Here is a 25,754-nt window from a genome sequence, read left to right on the forward strand (position 1 = left end):
TCAGGTTTTCTCCGTGTTACGGAATCAGGGCTGCTCACGTGCGGCGTATCACACGTCGTTCGAAGTCCCGTACGAACGGAGCATTCGATCACTGCTACGCTTCCGGACCTCGCCGGATGATCTCGAAATGATCGCCGGAAGCACACATGTCATTCACATGCCACTCTCAGGCAGGAGGAGTCACCCGTGGGCACGGTCGTCGACGACGCCGCCTCCGTGGAGTTCCACGCCTTCTTCGAGCGCCACTATGCCGAACTCGCGCGCCTGGCCCATCTGTTGACGGGTGAGGCGGATGCCGCCGACGATCTGGCGGCGGACGCGCTCCTCGCACTGTGGCACCGCTGGGACCGGGTCCGCGCGGCCGACCACCCGGTGGCGTACGCGCGCGGTGTCGTCGCCAACCTGGCCCGCACCCGGATCCGCAGCGCGGTCCGGGAGCGGCGGCGGGTCGCCCTGTTCTGGACGCAGCGCGAGGAGAGGACCGAGAACCCGGACGTGGCGGGGGTCGTCGACGTCCAGGAGGCGTTGCGTAGACTTCCGTTCCGCAAACGCGCCTGTGTGGTGCTGCGGCATGCGTTCGACCTCTCCGAGAAGGACACCTCGCTCGCCCTGGGCATATCGGTCGGTACGGTGAAGAGCCAGACCTCGAAGGGGATGGCCGAGCTGCAACGGCTGCTCGGGACGCAGGGCGCTCCGCTCAAGGTGCATGCGGCGGCGATGGCTCGCAGCGGCGAGACCGGAGGAAGGAACCGATGATGCGGCGGGACGTGCACGACGAACTGCGCGCCCGGCTGCACGAGGCGGCCGAGGCGCACGAGCCCCACCGCGAACGGATCCTGGCCCGGATCGAGCGCGGTATGGCGGATCCCTCCGGGCAGACCCGTCGCGACCACCGCGCGAGCCGTCCGCCCGTGTACGGCTGGGCCCGGGTGGTGACCGCCACGGCCGCGGTCGCCGGCGTGCTCGCGGTCGGCGGTTACGCGGTGGCGTCCGCCGTGAAGGAGGACACTCCGCAGCAGACGGTGGCCACTTCGCCGACGCCCACCCCGTCCCCGGACGCGACGAGCCGTCCCCCCGTCCCGCCGGCGGACCCGACGCCCGAGGACGCACCGGAGCCCCGCGAGACGACGAAGGCGCCGACACGGCAGCCGAGCGCCACCGCCGCGCCGCCCGCCGCCAAGGGCGAGGAGGACGGCCCCCTGTGGTCGGACGGCTCGGTGGACCCGCACAGCAACGACTTCTGGGCGCAGAGCAACCTGACCTTCAGAACGAGCGAGCGGCTCACCGCGCTCACCGTCCGGTTGAAGGTGGCGCAGACGGGCGGGGTCAACAACGCCGGCGCCTGGCGGTCGCTGCCCGAGGACGACTTCACGCTGACGGTCGAGGAGAAGGACGGCTTCCTCGTCTACACCTGGGTGCTCAAGGAGGGCCGTACGGTTTCCGAGGGCGAGTGGGTCTTCGCGGGGCAGTACGACCATGAGCGCGGCGGCCGGGACGCCAAGGACGACAGCTATGCGATGACGGCCACGGCGGGCGGCGAGCAGCTGTCCGTGGCGGGCGGCTTCGCGCCGCACGACGACAACGACTCGGCAGCCGACGGGGATTCGTAAAGAAGTTCCCGCCGGACCGGCAACCCTTTCCTCACGCGTGGCGACCAGGAGACGCAAGGATCCCCTCTCCACGCAAGGAACCGGTTCATGACAGCACAGACCGAACAGCGCGTCCGGCACCGCCGCAAAGTCACCAAGCGGCGGGCGCTGATCGCCGGAGTCTCCGCCCTCGGCATCACCGGCGCCGCCATCGTCACCACCACGTCCTTACTGTCGTCGGCCAGTGCGGCCGCGTCCTGGCCGACGCCCACCGACAGCAAGCCGGTGGCGAAGACGATCCCGGTGTCGGGCACGTACGACGGCAAGCTGGCGAAGTTCTACGGCACCGGCGACCTGGGCGGCAGCGGTCAGGAGGAGGGCCAGGACCCGATCTTCGAGCTGGCCGACGGCGCGGTCCTCAAGAACGTCATCATCGGCACCCCGGCCGCGGACGGCGTCCACTGCAAGGGCTCCTGCACCCTCCAGAACGTGTGGTGGCTGGACGTCGGCGAGGACGCCGCGACCTTCAAGGGCAAGTCGTCCTCGGCCGTGTACACGGTGTACGGCGGCGGCGCGAAGAACGCCGACGACAAGGTGCTGCAGTTCAACGGCGCGGGGAAGCTGGTCGTGACCAGGTTCCAGGTGCAGAACTTCGGCAAGCTGGTGCGCAGCTGCGGCAACTGCTCGACGCAGTACAAGCGGTCGATCATCATCAACGACGTGGACGTCACCGCACCCGGCAACTCGATCGTCGGCGTCAACTCCAACTACGGCGACACGGCCGCGCTGCGCAAGATCCGGATCCACGGCGACAGCGGCAGGAAGATCAAAACCTGCACCCGCTTCGAGGGCAACAGCAGCGGCAAGGAGCCGAAGGAGCTCGGCACCGGCCCGGACGGAACCGCTTGCAGGTTCTCGTCATCTGACATCACGTACCAGTGACCGAAGCCCCCAGGGACCTGCTGATCTGAGCCCCCCTCGGTCAGCAGAACAGAACGCCCCGCCGGTGACGACCGGCGGGGCGTTCGTTCTTGCGCCGAGGGCTAGTTCATGGTCGAGCCGATCGTCGTGGAGCCCGTCGTCAGGAAGGTCGTCGCCGGCAGCGAACCGTCCGCCTTACGAGCCCCGTATGCCGTGGTCGCGTCCGTCGACTTGAAGGCCGGAGTCGATACACCGCCGTCCCAGTTGTTCGCCGCGTTCACCGTCGACGACCCCGCCTTGGACAGCCCTTTCTTGTTGCTCACCGCGAGATTCCGGGCCAGTCGCGCCTTGCCGGTGGCGAAGTAGAACCCGGTCTCGGCATTGGCGTACGCGGTGTTGCGGTTCAGGGCGCTGGCCCCCGTGTTGGAGTTCTCGGTGAAGCCGTGCAGCGTGTTGTCCCAGGCCGCGTTGTTGTTGACGACGTGGGCCACCGAGGCACCCCCGCCGCCCAGCTTGAACCCGTTCCCGTTGCCTTCGAAGGCCGAGTCGCCCCAGCGGTTCCTGCCGTTGCCGAAGGCCCAGGTGTGCTCGACGGTGACCGGCGAGGAGAACTGCCACAGGTCGATCCCGTCATCCGAATTGTTGTACAGGCGCGCCCCGGTGATCCGGTTTCCCGTGCCGGAGCCGAACTTCACGGCGATCCCGTCGGCGTTCTGCCCATGCCCGGCCGGGTCGTAGTTGCCGTAGCTGTCGAGGTTCTGCACGAGGTTGTCCGTGGTGCCGTCGCCGCGCAGGGTGAAGCCGGAGTCGCCGTTGTTCGCGGTGACGAGGTTCTTGAAGACGCCGCCCACGGACGAGGTGGCGACGAAGCCCTGGGCCGGGGAGTTCTGGAAGGTGAGGTTCTGGACGGTCCAGTAGTCGCCGTAGACGCCGGCCAGCCAGGAACCGGCGGGCAGCTCGGACCCGTCGATCCTCACCTTCTCACTGCCGTACGCCCGCAGGGTGATCGGGGCCGAACTCGTGCCGTTCGCCGGGGACTTGAGGGTGGCCGACGGGGTGTACGTGCCGCCGCGGACCTGGATGGTCGTACCGGCGGACGCGTTCTTGACGGCCGACTCCAGCTGGGCGGTACTGGACACGGTGACCGTCGTGGCGGCGGCCTGGGCACCGCCGTCGGAGAGGCCGAGGTAGACGCCGCCCGCTCCGGAGGCGATGGCGATCGCCGCGGCTATGGAGAGCGTACGGGTCCTGCGGTGACGGCCGGTGCTCAGACGCACGGGTGGTTCCTTTCCTGGGTCCATGGGGACGAAGCGGGCCGGAGGGGCCGCCCCGGCCCGCTTCTGACATCCGGTCGCCGCTATGCCCGGGAAGGTTGCCGCGCCTCACCGAAAGCCAGCGAAACTTTCGCCGGCTCTCATCTCGCACGCATCGATTGACGTGCTGTTTCCCACTGGTGAAACTCCGAAGGCGCACACGACCCAACAGGAACCCCCACACCACCACAGGAGTGACATGCGCCCACGAATACTCCTAGTCGCCTGTCTCTCGCTGCTTCTCGCCCTCCTCACCGCCCCGCCCGGTACCGCCGGTACCGCGAACTCCGGAGCACCGCCCGTGAAACACCCCGAGTACGCCGGCTATCTCTTCGCCTACTTCACCGGCGAGGGCACCGCCGACGGCGAGCAGATCCGCTACGCCCTCAGCCGCGGCAACGACGCGCTGCACTGGCGGGAACTCAATGCCGGGAAGCCGGTCCTCACCTCGACCATCGGCGAGAAGGGCCTGCGCGACCCGTTCGTGATCCGCTCCCCCGAGGGCGACAAGTTCTACATGATCGCCACCGATCTGCGGATGTACCAGAACAGCAGCGGCAGCTGGGACCAGGTCCAGCGGCACGGCAGCAGGTCCATCATGGTCTGGGAGTCCACCGACCTGGTCCACTGGACCGACCAGCGCCTGGTGAAGGTCTCGCCGGACAACGCGGGCAACACCTGGGCGCCGGAGGCCTACTGGGATGACAGCCTCGGTGAGTTCGTCGTCTTCTGGGCGTCGAAGCTGTACGCCGACGACGACCCCGACCACACCGGGTCGACGTACAACAAGATGCTGTACGCGACCACGAAGGACTTCCGCACCTTCAGCGCGCCGAAGGTCTGGGACGACCCGGGCTACTCCGTCATCGACTCCACAGTCGTCAAGCACGACGGCACGTACTACCGCTACACCAAGGACGAGCGCGACCCGTCCTCCAGCTCGCCCTGCTCGAAGTTCATCACCGCCGAGAAGTCGACGACGCTGACCTCGACGAAGTACGACTTCGTGGCCGACTGCATCGGCAGCGGCGCGATGGAGCGCGGCGAGGGGCCCACGGTGTTCAAGTCGAACACCGAGGAGAAGTGGTACCTGTTCGTCGACGAGTACGGCGGCCGCGGCTACGTCCCGTTCGAAACCACCGACCTCGACTCGGGCAAGTGGACCCCCTCGCAGAACTACCAGCTGCCCGCGAGCCCCCGGCACGGCACGGTGATCCCGGTGACGCAGGCGGAGTACGACCGGCTGCTGGCCGCGTATCCCGCGAGCCCCGCCTCGGTCGTGGACGCGACGGCGAAGGACCAGAAGGGGTACGCGATCGTCACGGACAGCGCCGCGAAGGTCGTGCTCCCCATGCGGCCGGACGCGGACCTGTCCCGGCTCGCCCCGAAGCTGTGGATCGGCGAGGGCGCCACGGTCAGCCCCCGCTCCGGCACCCGGCGCGACTTCCGCAAACCGCAGAAGTACACGGTGACCGGCGCGGACGGCACCAGGCGCGTCTGGACGGTCGAGGCGGTGCGCGCCAACAGCCCCACCCTGCCCGGCCTCAACGCCGACCCTGATGTGCACTACCTCGACGGCGAGTACTGGATCTACCCGACGACGGACGGCTTCCAGGGCTGGAGCGGGACCAAGTTCAAGGCGTACTCGTCGAAGGACCTGGTCCACTGGAAGGACCACGGCGTCATCCTGGACCTGGGGGCGGACGTCGGCTGGGCCGACAAGTACGCCTGGGCCCCGGCGATCGCCGAGCGCGACGGCAAGTACTACTTCTACTTCTGTGCCGAACAGCAGATCGGCGTGGCGGTGGCCGACTCCCCGGCGGGCCCGTTCAAGGACGCGCTGGGCAAGCCGCTGGTCGCCAAGGGCGGTTCGCTGCGGGGCCAGATGATCGACCCGGCCGTCTTCACGGACGACGACGGGACGTCGTATCTCTACTGGGGCAACGGGCACGGATACGTGGTCCCGCTGAACGACGACATGGTGTCGTACGACGCATCGAAGGTGCGGGACATCACCCCGGACAACTTCCGCGAGGGCTCCTTCGTGATCAAGCGCAAGGGCACCTACTACTTCATGTGGTCCGAGGACGACACCCGTAGCGAGAACTACCACGTCGCCTATGCGACGGGACCGTCCCCGCTCGGCCCGTGGACCAAGAAGGGGACGATCCTGTCCAAGCGTCCCGAGTACGGCATCCTCGGCACGGGCCACCACTCCGTGGTGAACACCCCCGGCACCGACGACTGGTACGCCGTCTACCACCGGTTCGCCCTGAACGGCCCCGGGAAGCCGGGCGGGGACGGCATGCACCGGGAGACGACCGTCGACCGCCTGGAGTTCGCGGCCGACGGCACGATCAAGCCGGTGGTGCCGACGCTGGAGGGGATCCGCCCCGTACGGCGGTGAGGCTCAGCTGACGAAGTACGTCGGGTTCGGCAGCTTGTACGTCCGGTCCGCGTAGCCGCCTTCGAGGTCGCTGTACTGGTCGCCGAAGTTGGCGATGATCTCGTAGCCGAGGTCGTCCTCGATGTGCTGCCGGGTGCCGGACTTGTACTGCACGGTCGTGCAGTTCCAGGTGCCCGGCGTGGCGCACTCGGCGAGGTAGGCCGGCGGGTTCGCCTTGTCCTTGAGGAACATGTGGTCGGCGTCGAGGTTCACATCGGCACCGACCTTCTTCAGGTTCTCGACGGCGGCGGAGCGCTGCGCCTCGCTCAGGCCCGAGTTGTAGAAGACCTCGACGCCCTTGGACTCGGCGTACCGCACCAGTTCCGGGCTGCCGAAGACGGCCGGGCGGTCCGCCTTGTTGACGTATTCGGCCCAAGTGGCGCTGTTGTACGTGTAGTTGGTCTTCTTCTCGTAGTCCAGGCTGAGCAGCAACGTGTCGTCGATGTCGAAGACGACGGCCGGCTTCTCGCCCTTGTGCAGTGCCTTGCGGGCCGCCTTGTCGATGTACTTCCGGGCGGCCTTGTCGATGCTCGCCAGGTCCTTGGCGTAGGGGCTGTCCTTGGACGCCTGGTACACGCCGTTCGCGTCGGGCGTGGTGCCGTAGTAGGTGTCTATGTCCTTGACCAGCAGCCCTATGTTGTAGGGCTCGTGGGTGCTGTTCGCGGTCGACTGTCCGGCCGTGGCGGCGCCGGCGCCGTAGAGGGCGGCACCGGCGACGGCACAGGCGGCGGTGACGGCCGCGATACGCAGTGGTTTATGCATGACAAAGATTTCTACGCGCGTCACCCTCATGAGCGCGAGACCCGTTGCCCGATCTTTACCTGTCTCACGGACGAACGGGTCTCGCGCTCCCCCGGGCAGGTCAGTCCATCGTCGCCCCGATGGTCGTGCTGCCCGTAGTCAGGAAGGTCGTCGCCGGCAGCGAGCCGTTGGACTGCCGGGCGTTGTAGGTGCTCGAGGCGTCGGTGGAGCGGAAGGCCGGGGTCGAGATGCCGGAGTCCCAGTTGTTGCCGGCCGAGACCACCGACGAGCCCTTGTTCACCTGGCCGCCGCCGTTGCTCACGGCGAGGTTCTTGCCGAGGCGGGCGGCGCCGGTGGCGAAGTAGTAGCCCCACTTGGCGTTGGCGTAGGCGGTGGTGCGGTTGATGACGATCGCGCCCTTGTTGCTGTTCTCGGTGAAGCCGTTGCCGGCGTTGTCCCAGGCGGCGGAGTTGTTGATGACGTGGGCCACGGTCTCGCCGTCGCCGCCCAGCTTGTAGCCGTTGCCGTCGCCCGCGAAGGCCGAGTCGGACCAGCGGTTCTTGCCGTTGCCCATGGCCCAGGTGTGCTCGACGGTGACGGGCGAGGAGAAGGACCAGAAGTCCAGACCGTCGTCCGAGTTGTTGTAGAGGCGGGCGCCGGTGATCAGGTTCCCGGTGCCGGAGCCGAACTTCACGGCGATGCCGTCGGCGTTCTCGCCGTGGTTGGCGGGGTCGTAGTGGCCGTAGGAGTCGATGTTCCTGACGGTGTTGTTGACCGTGCCGTCGCCGGTGAGCGTGAAGCCGGAGTCGCCGCCGTTGATGGTCTTGATGTTGTTCCAGTTGGTGCCGGTGCAGGACTGGCAGACGACCGCGCTGTCCGGGGAGTTCTGGAAGGTGATGTTGGAGACGTTCCAGTAGTCGGCGGTCAGCTTGAAGATCCAGTCGCCGTCGGGCAGGTTCGAGCCGTCGATCTTCACGGTCTCCGAGCCGTACGCGGTGAGCGTGACCGGCGCCGACGAGGTGCCGTTGGCCGTGGACTGCAGGGTGGCCGTCGGGTAGTAGGTGCCGCCGCGCACCTGGATGACGGTGCCGGCGGTGGCGTTCTTGATGGCGTTGGACAGGTCGGTGGAGTTGCTGACCACCACGGTCGCGGCCTGGGCCTGGGTGGGGAGGACGGCCAGGCCGGCGCCCAGGGTGAGGGCCGCCAAGGTGGCGAGAGCGGTACGACGAGACATGGAGAGCGGGTCCTTCCTCGTGCGGGTGGGGGATGGTTCACAGGACGGTGTCGAGCCAGGTGAAGACCTCGTCCTGCATGCGGTCGACGAAGACATGGCCGAGGTCGGGCCAGGTCTTCGGACGCAACCGCTCCTCCGCGTGGCGGGACCGCCAGACGGCGCGCAGCTTGTCGTACGCCACGCGGACGCCGTCGGCGGGGAACAGCGGGTCGAGCCCGCCGTCGAAGAAGAGCATCGGCCGGGGTGCGGCGATGCTCGCCACGTCGGGGAAGTCGAGGAACCGGGGAAGCCCGGGGTGGAGCATGCAGTACGACGACTGCCCGCGCAGGGTGTTGTTGCCGGGCACCATCATTTCCTTCAGGCCGGTCATCCAGCAGACGGCCGCCGCGGCGGCGATGTCGTCGCTGAGCGCGGCCGTCTGCCAGGCGCGGAAGGCGCCCATGGAGAACCCGACGGCCGCTACCCGGCGCGTGTCCACGCGGTCGAGGCCCGCCAGGAAACCGGCGGCGCGGGCGTCCTCGCGGGCCATGAGTCCCGCGAGCGAGGAGCCGAGGTTGTAGAAGTTGGAGGCCAGCGCCTGCTGTTGGTCGTAGGTGAGCGGGCCCCGGTCACCCCAGCCGAGCGCGTCCAGGCACAGCACGACGTATCCGCGCCGGGCCAGCTCGTCGCCGACGAACCGCCCGCTGAAGTACCTGTCCGCCCAGGCCCGCGCGGAGGCGAGCCGCGCGTTGTCGTACCAGGGCCGGACGAGCTTCTCCTTGCCGATGTCGAACTTGGCGCCGTGGTCGTGCAGGAGCAGGACCGCCGGGAAGGGGCCGGGGCCGTGCGGGGTGAGCACGGCGCCTCGGACGCGTTCGTAGGGGGTGAGGGAGACGGTCACCAGCTCTCGCGTGTAGCCGTCGGCGCCGGAGCGCGGGCCGAACTCCGGCGCGTACGGGGTGTGTTCCTGTCGGCCCACGATGAGCAGTTCCTCGACCTTGGCGCGGGCGGTACGCCGCCAGGCGCGGAAGTCGCGGATCGGTGACCGTCCCCAGGCGAGCGGGAAGGTGAGCCCGTCCTTGAGGGCGGGATGGAAGTCGGGCAGCGGTCCGTCCACCACGGCCGCCTCCGCCCCGCTCACCCCTCCCCCGGCGAACAGCGTCGCCGCCCCGGCCCCGACCACGAAGGCCCGGCGTCCCACCGCGTCATGGCCGCGCATACGGCCTCCCGGTGCCGGCGTGACGGAGGACGTACGCCTCGACCGCGGCCGCGGACCTGAGGGGCCGGTAGTCGTAGACGTCGGCGGGGTCCCAGCCGACGTCGGTCGTGAGGCCGAGGTCGCTCGCCACCGCGTTCAGGTGGGCGGGGCGGCCGTTGAACCAGGAGCCGGTGTCCTGGAAGCGGTCGCCGCCGTAGTCCGCCACCGCGAGGGCGGGAGTGCCCTGCCGGTAACGGAACACGTTGCGCTCGGAGAAGATCGCGGACTCCACGCCGACGCCGAGCGCGTAGACGGTGTCGGCCGCCCGGCCCCGGTACACGTTGTTGACGACGTGCACCTGTCCGAAGCGGACGCGGGGTCCGCGCTGCACGATGTCGGTGAAGAGGTTTCGCAGGAAGGTCACCTTGAGGTGCCCGCGGTCCCGGTCACCGCGTCCGTCGCCGGACCCGATGAGGATCGCCTTGTCGTGGTCGTCGAACCGGCTGTCGGAGACGGTGATGAAGTCGGAGCCGTCCTCGATGTCCAGGAGCCCGTCGTGGCGCTGGACGCGCTCGCCGTGGAAGCCGAGGGGCGCCGCGCGGTCGGGGAAGCGGCCGTCGGTGAAGGTGCAGTGGTCGATCCAGATGTGCTTGCCGGTGATGACGGTCATGGCGTCGAAGCGGGCGTTCCAGTTGCCCTGGGTGCCGTCGTCCGGTGACCAGCTGGTGAAGTGGTCGACGGGCGCTTCGAGACGGAGGTTGCGGACGACGATGTTCGTGCCGGTGTTGACCGTCAGGAAGACGCCCAGCAGCCGAGCGTGGTCGCCGACGCCGACGAGCGTGGTGTTGCTCGGCACGGTCAGCTGGATCTGCGCCTTCTCCTTGTTGGAGCCGGTCTGGCGGAGCTGACGCTGCTGCTTGCAGTAGTCGTACCGCGTGTCCGACCACTCGGCACCGTCCCGGCCGAAGCAGGACATGTACTTCGCCAGGTCGTATCCGGGCGCGTAGTCCTGCTCCCCCAGCAGGGAACCGTCGGCCGTCTCGTGGCCGTCGATGGCACCGACGACCCGGATCACCTTGGGCGCGGTGGGGTCGCCGTCGCCCGCGAGGGCCTCCTTGAGCTCGGCGCGGGTGCGCACGGTCCAGGTCGTGCCGCCCGCGCCGCCGGTGGTGCCGGTGCCGGTAGCGGCCCAGCCGACGGGTTCGCGGGCGGTGGCCGCCGAGGCGGGAGCCGGCCAGAGGATGCCTGCGCAGACGAGGAGGGCGGCCACCCTACGCATACGGCCGCCAGCCGCCGAGATAGGTCCTCACGGTGTGCGACTGGGCTTCGGCCCGCGTCAGTTGGGGCCGGTTCTCCGGTGCCGAGATCACCGCACCGGGCCCGCAGTTGCGGTACTCCCGGAACCGCATGGTCTGCCAGGGATACTGCTCCCGCATGTCGGTGTACGGCGCCACCGGGTCGATCCCGGGCCCGATCCGGGTGTCCCGCACGACCAGGGACGGCCAGGCGGTCGTCTCGTACGTCGGCACCCACGGGCGGGCCAGCTTGTACGCCGCGTCCTCGGCGCCGGAGGTGATACGGGAGCGGACGGCGAGGATGCCGTGCGGGTTGGCACGGGCCGTGGACGGGGCGAAGACTATGCCCTTGGGGGTGAAGTCCACGTCCCGTGCGAGCGTGTGGAAGCGGCAGTCCTCGAAGACGGCCGTGGCCCGCCCGAAGACGAAGTCGACGTCGCCCTCGATGTAGCAGCGGTGGAAGTACTGCCGGTCGAAGGCGTCGAGCGCGGTCGTGTCGACGAAGAGGGTGTCCTGGTGGGCGAGAAGGCGGACGTTCTCGAAGTGGGTCCGGTCGCCGGTGACGTACGCGGCGACGGCCTGGGTGCCGGTGATGTCGGGATGGTCGGCACGCAGCCAGTCGTTGGCCAGGGTCAGGTCGCGGACGGTGAGCCCGGGGGCCGCCGAGGCGAAGGTGGCTGAGCCCGCGGTGCCGTAGGTGCCCGAGCCGTCGGGCTTCTGGGTGCCGTTGGCGTTGTCGTGGACGATGACGACGTCACGGGGGTCACGGGTGGCCCCGCGAATCGTCAACTCGGCCGCCTCCGCCGGGACTTTGACGACCTCGCGGTAGATCCCCGGGTGCACGACGATCGTCCGGCCGGGCCCGGCCACCGCGTCGACGGCCGCCTGGACGGAGTCGCCGGGGCGGACGTGCAGGACGCGGCGGCCGCTCGCGAGGGCCGGAGTGGCCCCTCCCGCGATCAGGCTTCCCGCCGCCAGGCCTCCCGCCGCCCCCGCCAACAGAGTGCGCCTGCGCATGTCAGCACGTCTCCTTCCACGGCCGCCAGTCACCGAGGTACGCCTCACGAGTCGCCGACCCCGCCTGCTCGCGGGTGAGTTGGGGCCGGTTCTCGGGGACGGTGATCCGGGCTCCCGGCCCGGTGTTGCGGTACTCGGCGAAGCGCTGGTTCTGCCATGGGAAGGTGTCCGACATGTTGGTGTACGGCGCGACCGCGTCGATGCCCGCGCTGAGGTGCGTGTCCCGGACGACGAGCGACGGACGGGCGGTGGTGTCGGAGCTGGGGACCCACGGGCGGGCCAGCTTGTAGTAGGCGTCCGGGGCTTCGCTGGTGACACGGCTCCTGGTCACCAGGTAGCCGAGCGGGTTGGCGCCCGCGGTGGACGGCGCGAAGACGCAGCCGTACGGGGCGGTGGCCAGGTCGGTGCGGCTCAGGGTGCGGAAGTGGCAGTGCTCGAACACGGAGGTGCCCCGGCCGAAGACGAAGTCGACGTCGCCCTCGACGTAGCAGCGCGAGAAGTACTGGCGGGCGATGACGGACAGGGCGACGGAGTCCGCGTACAGCGTGTCCTGGTGCCCCAGGAAACGGCAGTGGTGGAAGGCCGAGCGGTCGCCCAGCACCTTGATGGCGACGGCCTGGGTACCGGAGACACCGGGGTGGTCGGCGCGCAGCCAGTCGTTGGCGAAGGTGATCCAGCGGGCGGTGAAGCCGTCGGGGCGGATCAGGGTGGTGGCCGAGCCGGTGGTGCCGTAGGTGCCGGAGCCGTCGGGCTTGGGGGTGCCGGCCGCGTTGTCGTAGACGATGACGACGTCCCGGGGGTCCTCGCTCGCACCGATCCAGGTCATCTCGGTGGCGGTGGCCGGGGCGGCGACCGTCTCCCGGTAGACGCCCGGGGCCAGGACCAGGGTGTACCCGGTGGTGGTGGCCGTGTTCACCGCGGCCTGGACGGTGGTGAAGTCGCCGCGCCCCTGAGCGTCGACGTAGAGCGTGGTCGGGGTCGGACGGGCGGCCGGGGAACCGAACCGGCCGAAGGGCCGCCGGCCGCCGGCTCGCGCGGGGACGGCCGTGAGGCCGGTCGCGGCGCCGGCGCCGAGGCCCGCCGTCAGGAGTCCCCTTCTGGACAAGGGCATTCTGGACAGGGGAAGTCGGGGGTGGGGCGAGGACATGCGGGTGCTCCTTGGGAGTGCGGCTCGTCGGAGAGGTGCCTCGCGTGGGGGGTGTGGCGGGCCGGGGCGGCGGTCCCGGCCCTGGGGGTGTTCCGAAAGTCCCGTGCGGTGCCCGCGGTGTCCGGTGCGTGCCCTGGGGGTCCCCCGGCCGAAGGCTGGGGGTGCCGGACGAAGGCTGGGGGTGCCGGACGAAGGCTGGGGGTGCCGGACGAAGGCTGGGGGTGCCGGACGAAGGCTGGGGGTGCCGGACGAAGGCTGGGGGTGCCGGACGTACTCGGGCCTTTGGCCGGTGCGGCGAGGGTGCGTGCCGGGCGCCGCGGGTGCTGTGCGGGACTTATGAAACACCCCTAGGGGTGGTACGGCGGGTCAGTGCAGACGGCCGGCGCCCGCGCAGCGGTTGAGGATCCCCGGCAGCGCCTTGGGGTTGTCGACCTTGGTCCGCAGAGTCGGCTTCCATCCGGCGCCGGACTGGAGGGTCTCCGCCGGGATCTCCGCGTTGTGGACCGCGATGAGGTCGGTCAGCTTGCCGTTGACGTAGTTGTTCTCGGCCGTCAGCGGCGACTCGTTCCACTTCTTCAGGACCTTGCCGACGCTCGCGCCGGCCGGCAGCGAGACGGCGTTGTCGCTGGCGTGGAGCTGCGAGGAGATGCCGACGCCGAAGATGTAGTAGTCGTCCTGCTGCTCCTCGGTCACCACGTAGTGGTTGTTGTAGACGTCGACCTGTCCGAACCGCACCCGCGGGGAGCGCTGGAGGATGCCCTCGAAGCGGTTGTGGTGCATGGTGACCTTGAGCTTGCCGCCGTCGGTGGTGGCGAGGCCGTCGCCGTTGCCGATCAGCATGTTCTTGTCGTGGTCCTGGAAGCGGTTCCAGGACACGGTCACGTAGTTGGAGCCGCGCACGATGTCCGTCAGACCGTCGTGCTGCTGGAAGACCATGCCGAAGTAGACCGGCCGCTCGCTGTCGGGGTAGCGCCCGTCGGTGAACGTGTTGTGGTCGAGCCACACATGGTCGGTGCCGTAGACGACCACGGCGTCGTACTCGGAGTTCCAGTTGCCGGTCTTGTTGTCGTCGGTCGGGTCCCACTTGGGGAAGCAGTCGAGCGGGGCCTCGATGGTGAGGTTGCGCATGATGACGTTCGAGACGCCCTTGATCTGGAGGCTGCCGCCGAGGATGCCGGAGTCATTGCCGACGCCGACGATGGTGGTGTTGCTGGGGATGTTGGCCTTGATCTCCGTGTCCTGCCTGGCGGCGGAGGCGACCCGCGCGTCCTCCTGCGGACCGCTGGCGACCTCGTCGTTGCCCCAGACGGCCGGGTCGTAGTCCTTGAGGTACTGCTGGAGGTCATAGCCGCCGGTGACGAAGGCTTCGCAGCCCTCGGAGACGGCGTCGATCATGCCCTTGACCTTGATGATCTTCGGCGCGTCACCACCGGCCTTCAGCGCGGCCTTGAACTCGGCCCAGGTGGTGACGGTGTAGACGTGCTCGGCGTCAGCGGCCGACCCGCCGGTCGTCCCGGCGCCCTCGGACCCCCAGCCGTCGTTCGCGCCCAGCACCTGCCGGCCCAGATCACGGGGGCCCGCCTCCGCGCTGGTGCCGGTGAGACCGAGAACGAGCGCGGTGCAGCCGATCAGCACAGCGGACTTAGCTGTGACATGCCCATGCCATACGTGTGCGTTCATTGTGCGGCTCTCTTTTCTACGTTTCGGGGGTGGTTACGCGGCGGCCTGCGGCCAGGTGATCCAGGACTCCGGGATCTCCTCGTCGAGCCGGCGCACGTCCTGCGGGGCCAGCACGCGGGTGCGCAGCAGCTCGCGCGCCACCAGCCGGGCCACGGCGATCGCGCCCGGCGGATTGAAGTGCGTGTTGTCCTGCTCGGTGGTGGTCCAGTTGAAGTACGTCTTCGTCCCCTCGATCCCGAGCCGCTGCCACAGCGCGAGGGACAGGGCCTGGATGTCGAGCAGCGTCACCCGCTCCTCCCGGGCGAGCGCGCGCATCGCCGCCGGATAGTCGCCGTGCGTCGGCACGGCGTTGCCGTCGGCGTCGAACTTCCGCCGCTCGACGGCGGTGGCGAGGACGGGGCGGGCACCACGGGCACGGGCGCCGTCCACGTAGAGGCGCAGGTAGTCCTGGTACGTCGTCCAGGGCTCGGTGTAGCGGGTGGGGTCGGCGACCTTCTCGTCGTTGTGCGCGAACTGGATGAGCAGGAAGTCTCCCGGCCGAATGGCCTGGAGAACTACATCGAGCCGACCTTCGTCGACAAAGCTCTTGGAACTGCGCCCGTTCACCGCGTGATTGGAGACGGGAAGGTTCTTGTGCAGGAAGAAGGGGAGCGCCATGCCCCACCCCGTCTCCGGGGCGGCGTCGGCGTATTTCTGGGCGGCGGTGGAATCACCGGCGATGAAAAGGGTGCGGCGGCCTGCGGCGGCTTGAGCGGTACCGGCCGCGCCCATGGTGAGGGGAACGGCGGCGAGGGCCGCCACGGCGGCCTGTCTGCGGGTGAGCGACACGGGCGATGTACCTTTCTCGGCAGGGCTATGGGGGAATTCGGTCAGCGGGACCTTTCGAACGTGCGGGGGTGACCCGCGCCCCAAAGGGGCGCGGGGAACTGCGCGACCAGCCACAACCAACCCGCAGCCGGCCGCGCACAGCAGCAACCGAGCTCTCAGCCGTTACGTTCCGTCCACTCGGCCTGAGCCTCATTCAGCTGACCGGCCACCGTGTCCAGGAATTCCTTCGCACTCATGTCCCCGTTCAGCACCTTCTGGAAGTTCGGCTCGTTGTCGGCCTTGGAGATGGTGTTCCAGTCAGGCAGGTAGTACGGCAACTGCACAATCGTCGTCGACCCATCCGTCAGCGCGGCCGCAGCCAGCTTCGTGGGCTCGGCCTTCGAGATCCACGCGTCCTTGGCCGCGTCGTTGTTGGACGGCACCTGCCCCGCCGCCTCGTTGAACTTCGAGTTCTCCTCGTGCGACGTGGCGAACTCGATGAACTTCCAGGCGGCCTCCTTGTTCTTGGAACTCTTGAAGAGCCCCATCCCGTCAACGGGGTTGGACACCTGAACCCGCTTACCGGCGGAGCCGACCGGCTGCGGGATACCCCGGAACTTGTCCGTACCGAGCGCCTTCACATGGTCCTGGTACGACCCCAGGTTGTGGTTCAGCATCCCGATCGTGCCGGAATCCCACTGGGCGACCATCTTGGTGAAGTCGTTGTTGAGGTCGGCGGCCGGAGTGACCTTCTTGTAGAGCGCGGCGTACTTCTCCAGCGCGGCCACGTTCTTCGGGTCGTTGACGGTCGTCTTCTCCCCACTGGAGTCCCAGAAGGAAGTGATCCCGGACTGCCCGTACATCGCGTCCAGCGCCTGGGCGATGGAACCGGCACCACCACGAATGGTGTAACCGAACTCGTTCTTCCCGGAGTTGGTCAGCTTCTCCGCGGCCTCGTAGAACTTGTCCCAGGTGGTGGGCTCGTCCAGCCCGGCCTTCTTGAACAGGTCGGTGCGGTAGTACAGCACGCCGTTGTTCGCGGAGGTCGGGATCGAGTACAGCTTGTCGTCGCCGCCGCCCGCGGCCTTCAGCGAGGTGACCATGTCCTCGTTGAGCTTGCCGTTCAGGGAGGACTTGGCGAGCCGGTCGTCCAGCGGCTCCAGCGCGTTCTGCGCGGCGAACCCGGCGAGCATCGCCGCGCCCACGCCACCGACGTCCGGCAGGCCGCCGCCCTGGATGGCGGTGTCCACCTTGGACTGGTAGTCGGTGGACGGGATCCCGACGTACTCGACCTTGATGTCCGGGTTCGCCTTCTCGAAGTCGGCGATGACCTCCTTCCAGGAGTCGGTGCGGACACCGCCGTTGTTGTCCCAGAAGACGATCTCGCCCTTGCCGCTGCCCTCGGCGCCGCTGTCGCCGCCACCGCCGCCGCTGCCGTCGTCACCGCAGGCGGTGGCGGTCAGGGCGAGGACAGAACCCAGAGCTACGGCCACGGCGGCGCGCCTGCTTCTGCGAATGCTGATCTTCATTGCTCGGCTCTCTTCTTCTGGATCAAATGCTTCTGAATCGAACGCTTCTGGATCGCACGCTTCTGAATCGAGTGGAGCTGTGCGGTTGTGGGGGTCTCAGTGGCGCGCGTACGGCGCCCAGCCGTCCGTGCCCCGGAGGTAGTCGGCGACGGTGTGGACCCGCGCGTCGGCGGCGCTCATCTGCGGCCGGTCCGCGGTCACCGCCGCCCCCGGGCCGAAGTTCCGGTACTCCGCGAACCGTGCGTCCTTCCACGAGAACCCGCTCATGTCGGTCCACGGGGAGGACTTGACCGCGGCGGGCAGCCGGGTCTCCCGGATCAGCACCTGCGCGACCGCCGCCGGCTCACCGCCCGGATGCCAGGGCCGCCCCAGGTGGTAGCTCCCGTCGGGCGCGTCGCTCACGATCTCCGACCGGGTGATCAGGAACCCGTACGGGTTGCCGGTCCAGGTCGAAGCGGCGGTGATGTAGCCGTTGTTGGTGTCCGAGCCCCGGCTCAGCGCGCGGATGACGGACCGCTCGATGACGGTGGTCGCCCGCCCGTACACGAAGTCGACGTCGCCCTCGATGTAGGAGTCGCGGACGTAGACCCGGTTGATGACGTCCAGCTTGGGGCTGTCGGTCATCAGCGTGTCCTGGTTGCCGAGGAAGGCGGTGTTCTCGAAGACGATCCGGTCACCCGTCGTCTTCATCGCGAGCGCCTGCTCGCCGTTCAGCTCGACCGCGGCCTCGTCGAAGTCGTTGCTGAAGGTGAGGTTGCGGGCGGTGACGTCGTGCGCGGCGATCCGGACCGTCGCGCTCCCCGTCGAACCGCCGTACGCGGCAGGCGTGTCGAAGACGATGACGGTGTCGGAGCGGTCCCGTCCGGTCCCCAGCAGCACGAGGTTCGGCTTGCCGGCGGGGACGAACACCTTCTCGCGATAGGTCCCCGGCGCGACCGCGATCGTGACCGGCACGGCGTTCTGGTCGGGCACGGCGTCCACGGCGGCCTGCACGGTCGGGTAGTCGGCGGGGACGCGCAGGGTGGTGCCGATCCGCTGCTGCGGTCCGGAGAACTTCTTCACCAGCGCCGGTACGGCGGCGGCCGGGTCGAGCCGGTAGTCGTAGAACTCGCGCGGTTCGAAGGCCGTCCCCCACGCGTCCTGACGTCCGCTGACGTTCTTCAGGATCGAGCCGCGCTGCACCAGCTCGGCGGTGGCGTCGGCCTGGTAGGGGTGCTGGACACCGTCGTAGTAGCTGTTCTCGATGACCATCCGCGTCCTGCCGCGCGACCAGTTCCCGTACGTCCACGTCGGGTCGCCGTCGGCCACCTGCGCGGAGAGGTAGTTGTTGTAGAGGTGGGCGTAGGCGCAGTTGTCGGCGGACGGGTTGCGCTGCTTGGTGCCCGTGAACCAGTTGTGGTCGATCGTGATCTCCGTCTGGACGTTGGTGGTCCAGCCGATCCCGAACGCCTTGTTGTGGTGGGTGAACCGGTTGTAGGAGACGGTGATGTACCGGCTGTCCTTGCGGATGTCGAGCAGTCCGTCGCCCATGTGCGTGAAGCGGTTGTGGTCGATCCAGACGTGGTCGACGGTGTCCATCTGGATGGCGTCGAAGTCGGTCGTCTTGCCGTCCCAGTCGCCCTCGACATAGGAGTCGCGGATCGTCAGGTTGCGGATGATGACGTTGCTCGTGCCGGGGTTGAGGTGCAGCTCGCCGTGGACGATCTCGCCGGTGTCACCGACGCCGACGACGGTCTTGTTCGAGGTCACGACGATGTCCGAGCCGAAGGGCTCGACGGCGATCGCCCCCGACACCCGGATGACGTACGGCTCTTCGGCCGCCGCGTACTTCGCGAGCGAGGCCTGGTCGGTGACGGTCACGACCTTGCCGCCCGCGCCGCCGGTGGTCCCGCCGGCCAGGGAGGCGAAGCCGTGCGGCTGATCGGCCCAGCGGTCGGCGGTCGGGGCAGCAGGCGCGGTACGGGCAGTCGGAGCGGGGCTCACGGCCTGCGCCTCGCCGACCGCCCCGAGGCACAGGGCGGCCACCAGGCCGAGCACGGCGGCCACGACCCTGCCGTGCCCGGGGCTCGCGTACCCCGATATCGGCAAGCGCTTGCTACGGAGGTGCGTCATTGCGGCTCCCAACAGGCGTGCGGGTGGGTTACAAGGGGGTGATCCGGAACTTCGTGAAGCTCGCCGCGCCGGCGTGTCCCGGGCCGGCCGGCGCGAGTGCGAACAGACCGAGCAGGGCGCCGACCCAGCGCCAGGGGGTGGCCGCGAAGACGGGGCCGGACAGGTGCGGGGCCTCCCCCACGTCGTGGAAGAACCGGCAGCGCGCCCCCGCCCCGATCTCGATCCGCAGCCGTACCCGCCCCTCCGGGGCGTGCCGCGCGGGTGCGGCGTCCCGTTCCTTCTCCGCGACGGCCTCCGCGAACCGGTGCACCACGTGCGCCTCTCCGTCCGCGTCCCGCTGGAGCCCGATCCAGCTGAAGGCGTCCCCGAGCACCGCGAGCCCCGCCCGCGCCCCCGGCTCCTCGCTGTCCAGCTGTAGTTCCACCTCGACCGCGCAGGGCGTGCCCGGCAGTCGCTGGGTGAGGATGTTCGGCAGTTTGCGCAGGTCGTGGGCGTCGGCCGAGCGGACGCAGGCCAGTTTCAGGCCGTCGCCGGAGTGGTGGGTGGCCCAGCCGTCCTGCGGGGTGGCGGTCCACGACCACTGGCGGCCGAAGCGTCCGCCGGGGAAGTCGTCGTCGGTGGCCGGCGCGGCGGGCGGCTGCGGCGGCAGGTCGGGCCTGCGGTGTACGGCGACGGGGGCGCCGTCGTCGCCCAGCACCGGCCAGCCGTCGGTGCCCCAGCGCATCGGCTGGAGGTGGACGACCCGGCCGTACGCGCCGCGCTGCTGGAAGTGCAGGAACCAGTCCTCACCGGAGGGGGTGCGCACCCAGGCGCCCTGGTGCGGTCCGTTGACCTCGGTCTCCTTCTGTTCGAGGACGATCCTCTCCTCGTAGGGCCCGAAGAACTCGCGTGAGCGGAAGGCGCCCTGCCAGCCGGTCTCGACTCCCCCGGCGGGCGCGAGGATCCAGAACCAGCCGTCGTGCCGGTAGAGCTTGGGTCCTTCGAGGGTGAACCAGCCGGGGATGCGGTCGCCGTCGACGATCAGCTTGCCCTCGTCGAGGAGTTCGGTGCCGTCGGGGTGCATACGGTGGCCGGTGAGCCGGTTCTTCACTCCGGACCGGGACTTGGCCCAGGCGTGCACGAGGTAGGCCTCGCCGGTCCCGTCGTCCCAGAGGGGGCAGGGGTCGATGAGGCCCTTGCCCTGTTTCACCAGGTGCGGGCGGGTCCAGGGGCCGCGGATCGCAGGGGCGTTGACCTGGAAGATGCCCTGATCGGGGTCGCCCCAGAAGATCCAGAAGCGGTCGTCGTGGTGGCGGAGGGAGGGGGCCCAGACTCCGCAGTCGTGGCGAGGGACCGCGAACTCCTCCGCCGGTTCGGGGTGGTCGACGGCGTGGCCGACCAGGGTCCAGTTGACCAGGTCCCGGGAGTGCAGCAGGGGCAGGCCCGGGGCGCGTCCGAAGCTGGAGGCGGTGAGGTAGAAGTCGTCGCCGACGCGGACGACGTCCGGGTCGGACCAGTCGGCGTTCAGGATCGGGTTGGTGTACGTCTCGGTGGTCACGGGCTCACCGCCTTGCGGACCAGGGCCGCCACTTCGAGCCGGCTGATCCGGCCGTCGGCGACGACGGTGACGATCCGGCGTACGGCGGTCTCGCCGGGCGGGATCGGCAGCCGCTCCTCGGAGGCCAGGGAGGAGCCGACGCCGGGGTACTCCTCGGCACGCACGAACCAGGGGTCCCGGCGGGTCTGTTCGGTGGCCCCGGCGAAGACCAGGGTCCAGGTGGAGCCCGTGAGGGCCACCCAAGGGGCGTGGGTGCCGTGGATGTCCTGCTCGCCCTCGCGGTCGGCGGTGAACACGTCCGGCGCCGAGTCCTCCTTGCGGGCCCGCCAGAAGAAGCCGCCGTACGCCGCGCCGGGGCGCCCGTTGGTGGCGGGGCTGCCGATCGACAGCGGTCCGGAGGTGACGTTGGTCAGGGAGAAGGTGAAGTCCAACGCCCAGGCGAAGTCGGTGAGTTCGGTGGCCGCGACCGTACGGCGCTCGCGCAGCAGCTCGGTCCCGGCCGCCACCCAGCGCAGTTCCTCGACGAAGCCGTCGGGGTCGCGCAGCTGGAAGGAGGTGTGCCGCTGGGCGCCGTGGTTGTCCAGCTCGGTCGGGCCCTGGTCGCGGACGAAGGTGCGTCCGCCCCAGAAGTTGGATCCCTCGACGTCGGGAACGGCGACACCGACGCCGAGGTGGTGTATGTGGTCGGCGGGGCTCAGCTCGGTGACCGCCGTGCCGGCCAGCGTGGTGACGGGGTGCAGATACGGGCGTGGGGAGAGCCGGGGCGGCAGTTCGGGCCGGGTGACGTACCGGCCGACGGGGCGGCCCGCGACGCGCAGCACCGCGGTGTCGTGGGGGGTCATCAGGTGCTCACCTCTTTCGTTCTCGCCGGCAGCGCCCAGGAGGCGCCCAGCTCGGAGTAGAGGGCGAGGGCGTCGGCGGCGGCCGCGACCAGGCCGTCGATGTCGGGCACGACCCGGCGCTGCTCGTCGGGGAGCAGGTGCCAGGTCCCGTCCGGCAGGGGGGCCGGGTCGGGGGCCAGCCTGATCGCTTCGACGACCTTCATGAAGGCGCCGGTCGCGTCGGGCGTGACCAGCAGGTCGGTGCCGTCGACGAGGTGCTCGACGAGGTTCTCGAGCAGGTCCGTGCGGTCGTACTCGAACTCCTCGGGGCCGTGGCCCGCGCGCTGGAGCAGGACGCGGTCCTGCTTGTACCAGAAGGTGATCCGGCCGCGGTCGCCGTGCACGACGACGTACGGCTCGTCGGGGTCCTCGGCGCACAGGGTCGCGGCGACGACGACCTGGGGGCCGTGCGCGGTGGTGACGCGGACGCAGGAGGTGTCGTCGGACTCGATGTCGTTGGCGCGCAGCAACTCGGTCTCGATGGCCGTGACCTCCTCGGCGCGCACCGTGCCGCCCAGCGCGAGGGCGGTGGCGACGGCGTGCGCGAGCGGGTTGGTGAGCACGCCGTCGATGACGTCGACGCCGTTCAGGCGCCGCTTGCCCGCCCAGGGCGCCCGCCGGTAGTACGCCTCGGCCCGCGCCCAGGCACCGGCCCCGCCGATCCCGGCGATCTCGCCGATCGCGCCCTGCGCCATCAGCTCCCGGATCGCGGGCACGGCGCGCGAGCCCAGCGACTGGAAGCCGATCTGACAGACGACCCCGGCCTCGGCGACCCCGTCGGCCATGCGCCGGAACTCGGCGTACGACGGGGCGGGCGGCTTCTCCAGCAGGATGTGCACACCCTGGCGCGCGGCCGTCAGGGCCAGGTCGGTGTGGGTCGGGATCGGTGTGCAGATCACCGCGACGCTCGCGCCGGTGGAGTCGAGGAGGGCGCCGAAGTCGGCGGACTGCTCCGGTGAGCCGAGACCCTCGGGCAGCTCCTCCTCCGTCAGCGGGGTCAGCTCGCAGATCCCCGCGAGCCGGACGATCCCCTTGTCCTGGAGCCGGCGGATGTTGTCGAGGTGCCAGCGGCCGTGGCCGCGCGCGCCCGCGAGGACGACGGGTACGGCAGTGCTCATGGGATCCTCCCTGCGCCGGCGCCGCGTGCCACCTCACGGTCGGCCCTGGCGGCGCTGTCGATCTTTGTGTGCAGGGTAGGTGTCCAGCCGACGTCAGCCGTGAGATCGCGCTCGCTGCCGGAGTTGTAGGCGTTGTGGATGGCGAGCAGGTCTACCGGATAGCCGTTGAAGAGGGTGCCGGACTGGTGGAAGGCGGTGCCGTTCCAGCTCTTCACCAGGTCGGCGACCTCGATGTGACCGGGGGTCGTGAAGGCGTTGTTCTCGGCGTGGATGGCGGACTCGGTCGACACACCGATGGAGTAGCGGTAGTCGTGCGCGTCGGCCGGGACGACGTAGCGGTTGTTGTAGAGGTGCACCTGGCCGAAGCGGACGCGTGGGGCGCGCTGGACGACCGACTCGAACTCGTTGTGGTGCAGGGTGACACGGAGCTTTCCGCGATCGCCGGTCGCCGTGTCGCCGTTGCCGACGAGGATCGCCTTGTCGTGGTCGGCGAACCGGCTCCAGGAGACGGTGACCAGGTCGGAGGCGTTGGTGATGTCCAGCAGGCCGTCGTGGCGGAGGTAGTTGCGGCCGAAGTAGGTGGGTTCCCCATGGTCCGGATGCCCGTCGTCGCTCAGGGACACATGGTCGATCCACACATGGGTGGCGCCGCGCAGCCATATGTTGTCGTACGCGGTCTTCCAGTCACCGAGGCCGCCTGTGTTGGGCTGCCACACAGGGAAGCAGTCGTAGGCGTCGCGCAGTTCCAGGTTGCGGACGATGACGTTGTCCGCGCCCTCGATCTGGAGGCTGGCGCCTTTCAGCACGGCCTTGTCGCCGAGTCCGACGAGGGTGGTGTTGGAGCCGACGGTCAGCTCGATCCGCTCGGCCTGCCGGGCCGCCGACGCCTGGCGGGCCTCCTCCTGCGGGCCGCTCGGCCTGCCGGAGCCCCAGGTGCGGGGGTCGTAGGCGGCCAGGTACTTCTTGGTGCTGTAGCCGTCGGTGGCGTAGTCGGCGCAGTCCAGGTGGTCGCCGTCGGCGTCGGTGTTGGCGTCGATGGTCCCGGCGATCCTGATGATCTTCGGGGTGGCGCTGCCGCCGTCGAGGGCGCGGACCAGCTCACTGCGGTTGCGTACGGTGAAGCCGTGGGCGTCGTCGGCGGTGGAACCCCCCGTGGTACCACCGTCGGCCGCCGCCCAGCCGTCGTTCGCGGCGAGAGTGTCGCGGCTGATGTCGCGGGCCTCGGCCCCGGCCGGGGCGCTGAACACGAGGCCCAGCATCCCGGTGAGGACGGCCAGTTGAAGTCCCCTTCGGCTCCTCATCCCTTCACCGCCCCGGCGCTGAAGCCCGTGATCAGCCACTTCTGGATGAAGGCGAACACGATCACGACGGGTACGGCCGCGATGATGCCGCCCGCGGCGAGCGCGCCCAGGTCGACGCTGTCGGCGCCCATCAGGGTGTTGAGGCCGACCGGGATGGTCTGCTTCTCCTGGTTGTTGAGGAACATCAGGGCGAACAGGAAGTGGTTCCAGGAGTGCACGAAGGCGAAGGAGCCGACGGCGATCAGACCGGGCCGCAGCAGCGGCAGGACGACGATCCTGAACGCCGTCATCCGGTTGCAGCCGTCGACCCAGGCCGCCTCCTCCAGGGAGTACGGCACGTTCTTGATGAAGTTGCTGATCAGGATGATCGACAGCGGTAGCTGGAAGACCGTCTCCGCGATGATGACGCTGCCCAGCGAGTTGATCATCTGCAGCTCGGCGAAGATCTCGAACAGCGGGACCAGGAGCAGCGCGCCCGGTACGAACTGGGAGCACAGCAGCGCGAGCATGAAGGCCCGCTTGACCTTGAAGTTGAAGCGCGCGAGGGCGTAGCCCCCGGCCAGCGCGACGAGGGTCGTCATCAGCAGGGTGACGACGCCGACGAGCACGCTGTTCTGGAAGTAGGTGCCGAAACTCCGCTCCGTCCAGACCTTCTCGAAGTGGTCGAAGGTCATCGGCCAGGGCACGAGCGAGGTCGAGCCGGCCGGGCGCAGGGAGAACAGCAGGATCCAGTAGAAGGGGATCAGGGTGAAGACCAGGTAGATCGACAGCGGCAGGTAGATCTGCCAGCGCGGGACCTCGTCATAGGCGCGGTGCTTCTTCCTCGGACGGGGCGGTTCGGGGGCGGCCCGCAGGGGCGCGGGCGCGGTCTTGGTGGCTTCCTTCACGCTCACTTGTCCTCACCTCCGAACTTGCTCAGCCGCAGATAGACGATCGAGCAGAACAGCAGAATCACGAACGCGACCGTGGTCAGGGCGGACGCGTAGCCGAAGTTGTGCGCGTCGACGCTGGTGTTGGCGATGTAGAGCGGCAGGGTCGTGGTGACTCCCGCCGGTCCGCCGCCGGTCAGCGTGTACAGCAGGTCGACGTTGTTGAACTCCCACACCGCGCGCAGCAGCGTGGACAGCACGATCGCGTCCTTCAGATGGGGCAGCGTGATGTGCCAGAACTGCTTGATCCGGCTGGCCCCGTCGACCTCGGCGGCCTCGTACAGGTCCTTCGAGACGGACTGGAGGTCGGCCAGGATGAGGATCGCGAAGAAGGGCACCCCGCGCCACAGGTCGGCGACGACCGCCGCCGAGAACACGGTGGAGGTGTCCGACAGCCAGCTGGTGCCGTAGGAGCCGATGCCGACGTCGGCGAGGTAACGGGTGATGCCCGTCTGGGAGTTGTAGAGCAGCACCCAGATCGCCGAGGTCAGCACGCCGGAGACGGCCCACGGGGAGAAGACCAGGGCGCGTCCCAGCGCCCTTCCCGCGAACGTCTGGTTGACGATCAGGGCGAGCGCGAGCCCGAACAGCAGCTGGAGTCCGACCTCGACGAACACCCACTTGGCGCTGAACACCAGCGTGTCCCAGAACAGCGGGTCGTCGGTGAAGGCATGGACGAAGTTGTCGAGGCCCGCGAAGCCGTTCCGCCACGGTTTGGTGGGGTTGTACTCCTGCAGGCTGTAGTAGAAGACGCTGATGACCGGGTAGGCGATGAAGCCCAGCATGAGCAGGGCCGCCGGTGCGATCAGCAGATACGGGAGCCTGCGCGGCGTGGCGGAGGCACGGCGTCGCCGGGGTGGCGCGGGCGGTTTCGCCACGGCTGCGGCTTGGGCCATGACTGGTCTCCGTTCTTGGTACGGCGTGCGTGCGGCTTGCTTTTGTGGTGCAGGAAGCGCTTTCTCGATGGGCGGAGGTTGCCC

The 25,754-nt window shown here is 69.3% G+C and carries 21 protein-coding genes; 4 read left to right on the top strand and 17 right to left on the bottom strand.

What is annotated here, in order from left to right; translation table 11 throughout:
• The first annotated feature begins 186 nt into the window (after positions 1–186).
• The 3 genes from ABIE67_RS11945 (at position 187) to ABIE67_RS11955 (ending at position 2,531) form a co-directional block, all read left to right on the top strand.
• A complete protein-coding gene (locus ABIE67_RS11945; protein WP_370256426.1) occupies positions 187–756 on the top strand; it encodes a SigE family RNA polymerase sigma factor in 570 nt (189 codons plus the stop codon).
• Entirely contained in the window at positions 753–1,610 is an 858-nt protein-coding gene (locus ABIE67_RS11950; protein WP_370256427.1) for an anti-sigma factor, read from the top strand. Before ABIE67_RS11945 ends, ABIE67_RS11950 begins: the two co-directional genes overlap by 4 nt.
• 87 nt (positions 1,611–1,697) lie before the next feature.
• Complete coding sequence (locus tag ABIE67_RS11955) at positions 1,698–2,531, top strand: pectate lyase (protein ID WP_370256428.1); 834 nt, start codon at positions 1,698–1,700, stop codon at positions 2,529–2,531.
• 101 nt (positions 2,532–2,632) lie between these two features.
• Here ABIE67_RS11955 and ABIE67_RS11960 read toward each other — a convergent pair whose 3' ends face one another.
• A complete protein-coding gene (locus ABIE67_RS11960; RefSeq protein ID WP_370256429.1) occupies positions 2,633–3,787 on the bottom strand; it encodes a right-handed parallel beta-helix repeat-containing protein in 1,155 nt (384 codons plus the stop codon).
• A 235-nt stretch (positions 3,788–4,022) separates the two neighbouring features.
• Here ABIE67_RS11960 and ABIE67_RS11965 point away from each other — a divergent pair, with 235 nt between their 5' ends.
• Positions 4,023–6,230: a family 43 glycosylhydrolase gene (locus ABIE67_RS11965; RefSeq protein WP_370256430.1), complete on the top strand. Its 2,208-nt coding sequence runs from the start codon at positions 4,023–4,025 to the stop codon at positions 6,228–6,230.
• A 3-nt stretch (positions 6,231–6,233) separates the two neighbouring features.
• Here ABIE67_RS11965 and ABIE67_RS11970 read toward each other — a convergent pair whose 3' ends face one another.
• The 16 genes from ABIE67_RS11970 to ABIE67_RS12045 form a co-directional block, all read right to left on the bottom strand.
• The gene (locus ABIE67_RS11970) at positions 6,234–7,031 is read right to left on the bottom strand and encodes an HAD family acid phosphatase (protein ID WP_128436666.1); all 798 of its coding nucleotides are present in this window, start codon (positions 7,029–7,031) and stop codon (positions 6,234–6,236) included.
• A 100-nt stretch (positions 7,032–7,131) separates the two neighbouring features.
• Positions 7,132–8,244 (bottom strand): chondroitinase-B domain-containing protein, encoded by a 1,113-nt coding sequence (locus ABIE67_RS11975; RefSeq protein WP_370256431.1) that lies wholly within the window; start codon positions 8,242–8,244, stop codon positions 7,132–7,134.
• Between the two features lie 37 nt (positions 8,245–8,281).
• Positions 8,282–9,442 (bottom strand): dienelactone hydrolase family protein, encoded by a 1,161-nt coding sequence (locus ABIE67_RS11980; RefSeq protein ID WP_370256432.1) that lies wholly within the window; start codon positions 9,440–9,442, stop codon positions 8,282–8,284.
• Entirely contained in the window at positions 9,429–10,700 is a 1,272-nt protein-coding gene (locus ABIE67_RS11985) for a polysaccharide lyase family 1 protein (RefSeq protein ID WP_370256433.1), read from the bottom strand. The genes ABIE67_RS11980 and ABIE67_RS11985 overlap by 14 nt, the downstream gene beginning before the upstream one ends.
• The gene (locus ABIE67_RS11990; protein ID WP_370256434.1) at positions 10,693–11,733 is read right to left on the bottom strand and encodes a pectinesterase family protein; all 1,041 of its coding nucleotides are present in this window, start codon (positions 11,731–11,733) and stop codon (positions 10,693–10,695) included. The genes ABIE67_RS11985 and ABIE67_RS11990 overlap by 8 nt, the downstream gene beginning before the upstream one ends.
• Position 11,734: 1 nt before the next feature.
• Positions 11,735–12,844, bottom strand: a complete 1,110-nt coding sequence (locus tag ABIE67_RS11995) for a pectinesterase family protein (protein ID WP_370256435.1) — start codon at positions 12,842–12,844, stop codon at positions 11,735–11,737.
• Between the two features lie 402 nt (positions 12,845–13,246).
• Positions 13,247–14,560 carry a polysaccharide lyase family 1 protein gene (locus ABIE67_RS12000; protein WP_370256436.1) on the bottom strand — a complete coding sequence of 438 codons (1,314 nt, stop codon included), beginning with the start codon at positions 14,558–14,560 and terminating at the stop codon, positions 13,247–13,249.
• A gap of 33 nt (positions 14,561–14,593) precedes the next feature.
• The gene (locus tag ABIE67_RS12005; RefSeq protein WP_370256437.1) at positions 14,594–15,388 is read right to left on the bottom strand and encodes a rhamnogalacturonan acetylesterase; all 795 of its coding nucleotides are present in this window, start codon (positions 15,386–15,388) and stop codon (positions 14,594–14,596) included.
• Between the two features lie 155 nt (positions 15,389–15,543).
• Entirely contained in the window at positions 15,544–16,896 is a 1,353-nt protein-coding gene (locus ABIE67_RS12010; RefSeq protein ID WP_370256438.1) for a sugar ABC transporter substrate-binding protein, read from the bottom strand.
• A 96-nt stretch (positions 16,897–16,992) separates the two neighbouring features.
• Positions 16,993–19,008, bottom strand: coding sequence for a pectinesterase family protein (locus tag ABIE67_RS12015; protein WP_370256439.1), 2,016 nt, complete (start codon positions 19,006–19,008; stop codon positions 16,993–16,995).
• A 28-nt stretch (positions 19,009–19,036) separates the two neighbouring features.
• The gene (locus ABIE67_RS12020; protein WP_370256440.1) at positions 19,037–20,545 is read right to left on the bottom strand and encodes a family 43 glycosylhydrolase; all 1,509 of its coding nucleotides are present in this window, start codon (positions 20,543–20,545) and stop codon (positions 19,037–19,039) included.
• A complete protein-coding gene (locus tag ABIE67_RS12025; RefSeq protein WP_370256441.1) occupies positions 20,542–21,387 on the bottom strand; it encodes a PmoA family protein in 846 nt (281 codons plus the stop codon). The genes ABIE67_RS12020 and ABIE67_RS12025 overlap by 4 nt, the downstream gene beginning before the upstream one ends.
• Positions 21,387–22,544 (bottom strand): Gfo/Idh/MocA family protein, encoded by a 1,158-nt coding sequence (locus ABIE67_RS12030; RefSeq protein WP_370256442.1) that lies wholly within the window; start codon positions 22,542–22,544, stop codon positions 21,387–21,389. The genes ABIE67_RS12025 and ABIE67_RS12030 overlap by 1 nt, the downstream gene beginning before the upstream one ends.
• Complete coding sequence (locus ABIE67_RS12035) at positions 22,541–23,845, bottom strand: polysaccharide lyase family 1 protein (RefSeq protein WP_370256444.1); 1,305 nt, start codon at positions 23,843–23,845, stop codon at positions 22,541–22,543. Before ABIE67_RS12035 ends, ABIE67_RS12030 begins: the two co-directional genes overlap by 4 nt.
• Entirely contained in the window at positions 23,842–24,738 is an 897-nt protein-coding gene (locus ABIE67_RS12040) for a carbohydrate ABC transporter permease (RefSeq protein ID WP_370256445.1), read from the bottom strand. Before ABIE67_RS12040 ends, ABIE67_RS12035 begins: the two co-directional genes overlap by 4 nt.
• A complete protein-coding gene (locus ABIE67_RS12045; RefSeq protein WP_370256446.1) occupies positions 24,735–25,670 on the bottom strand; it encodes a carbohydrate ABC transporter permease in 936 nt (311 codons plus the stop codon). Before ABIE67_RS12045 ends, ABIE67_RS12040 begins: the two co-directional genes overlap by 4 nt.
• Between the last annotated feature and the right edge of the window lie 84 nt (positions 25,671–25,754).

Origin of the sequence: Streptomyces sp. V4I8 (genome assembly GCF_041261225.1) — a bacterium.
Lineage (GTDB): Bacteria > Actinomycetota > Actinomycetes > Streptomycetales > Streptomycetaceae > Streptomyces.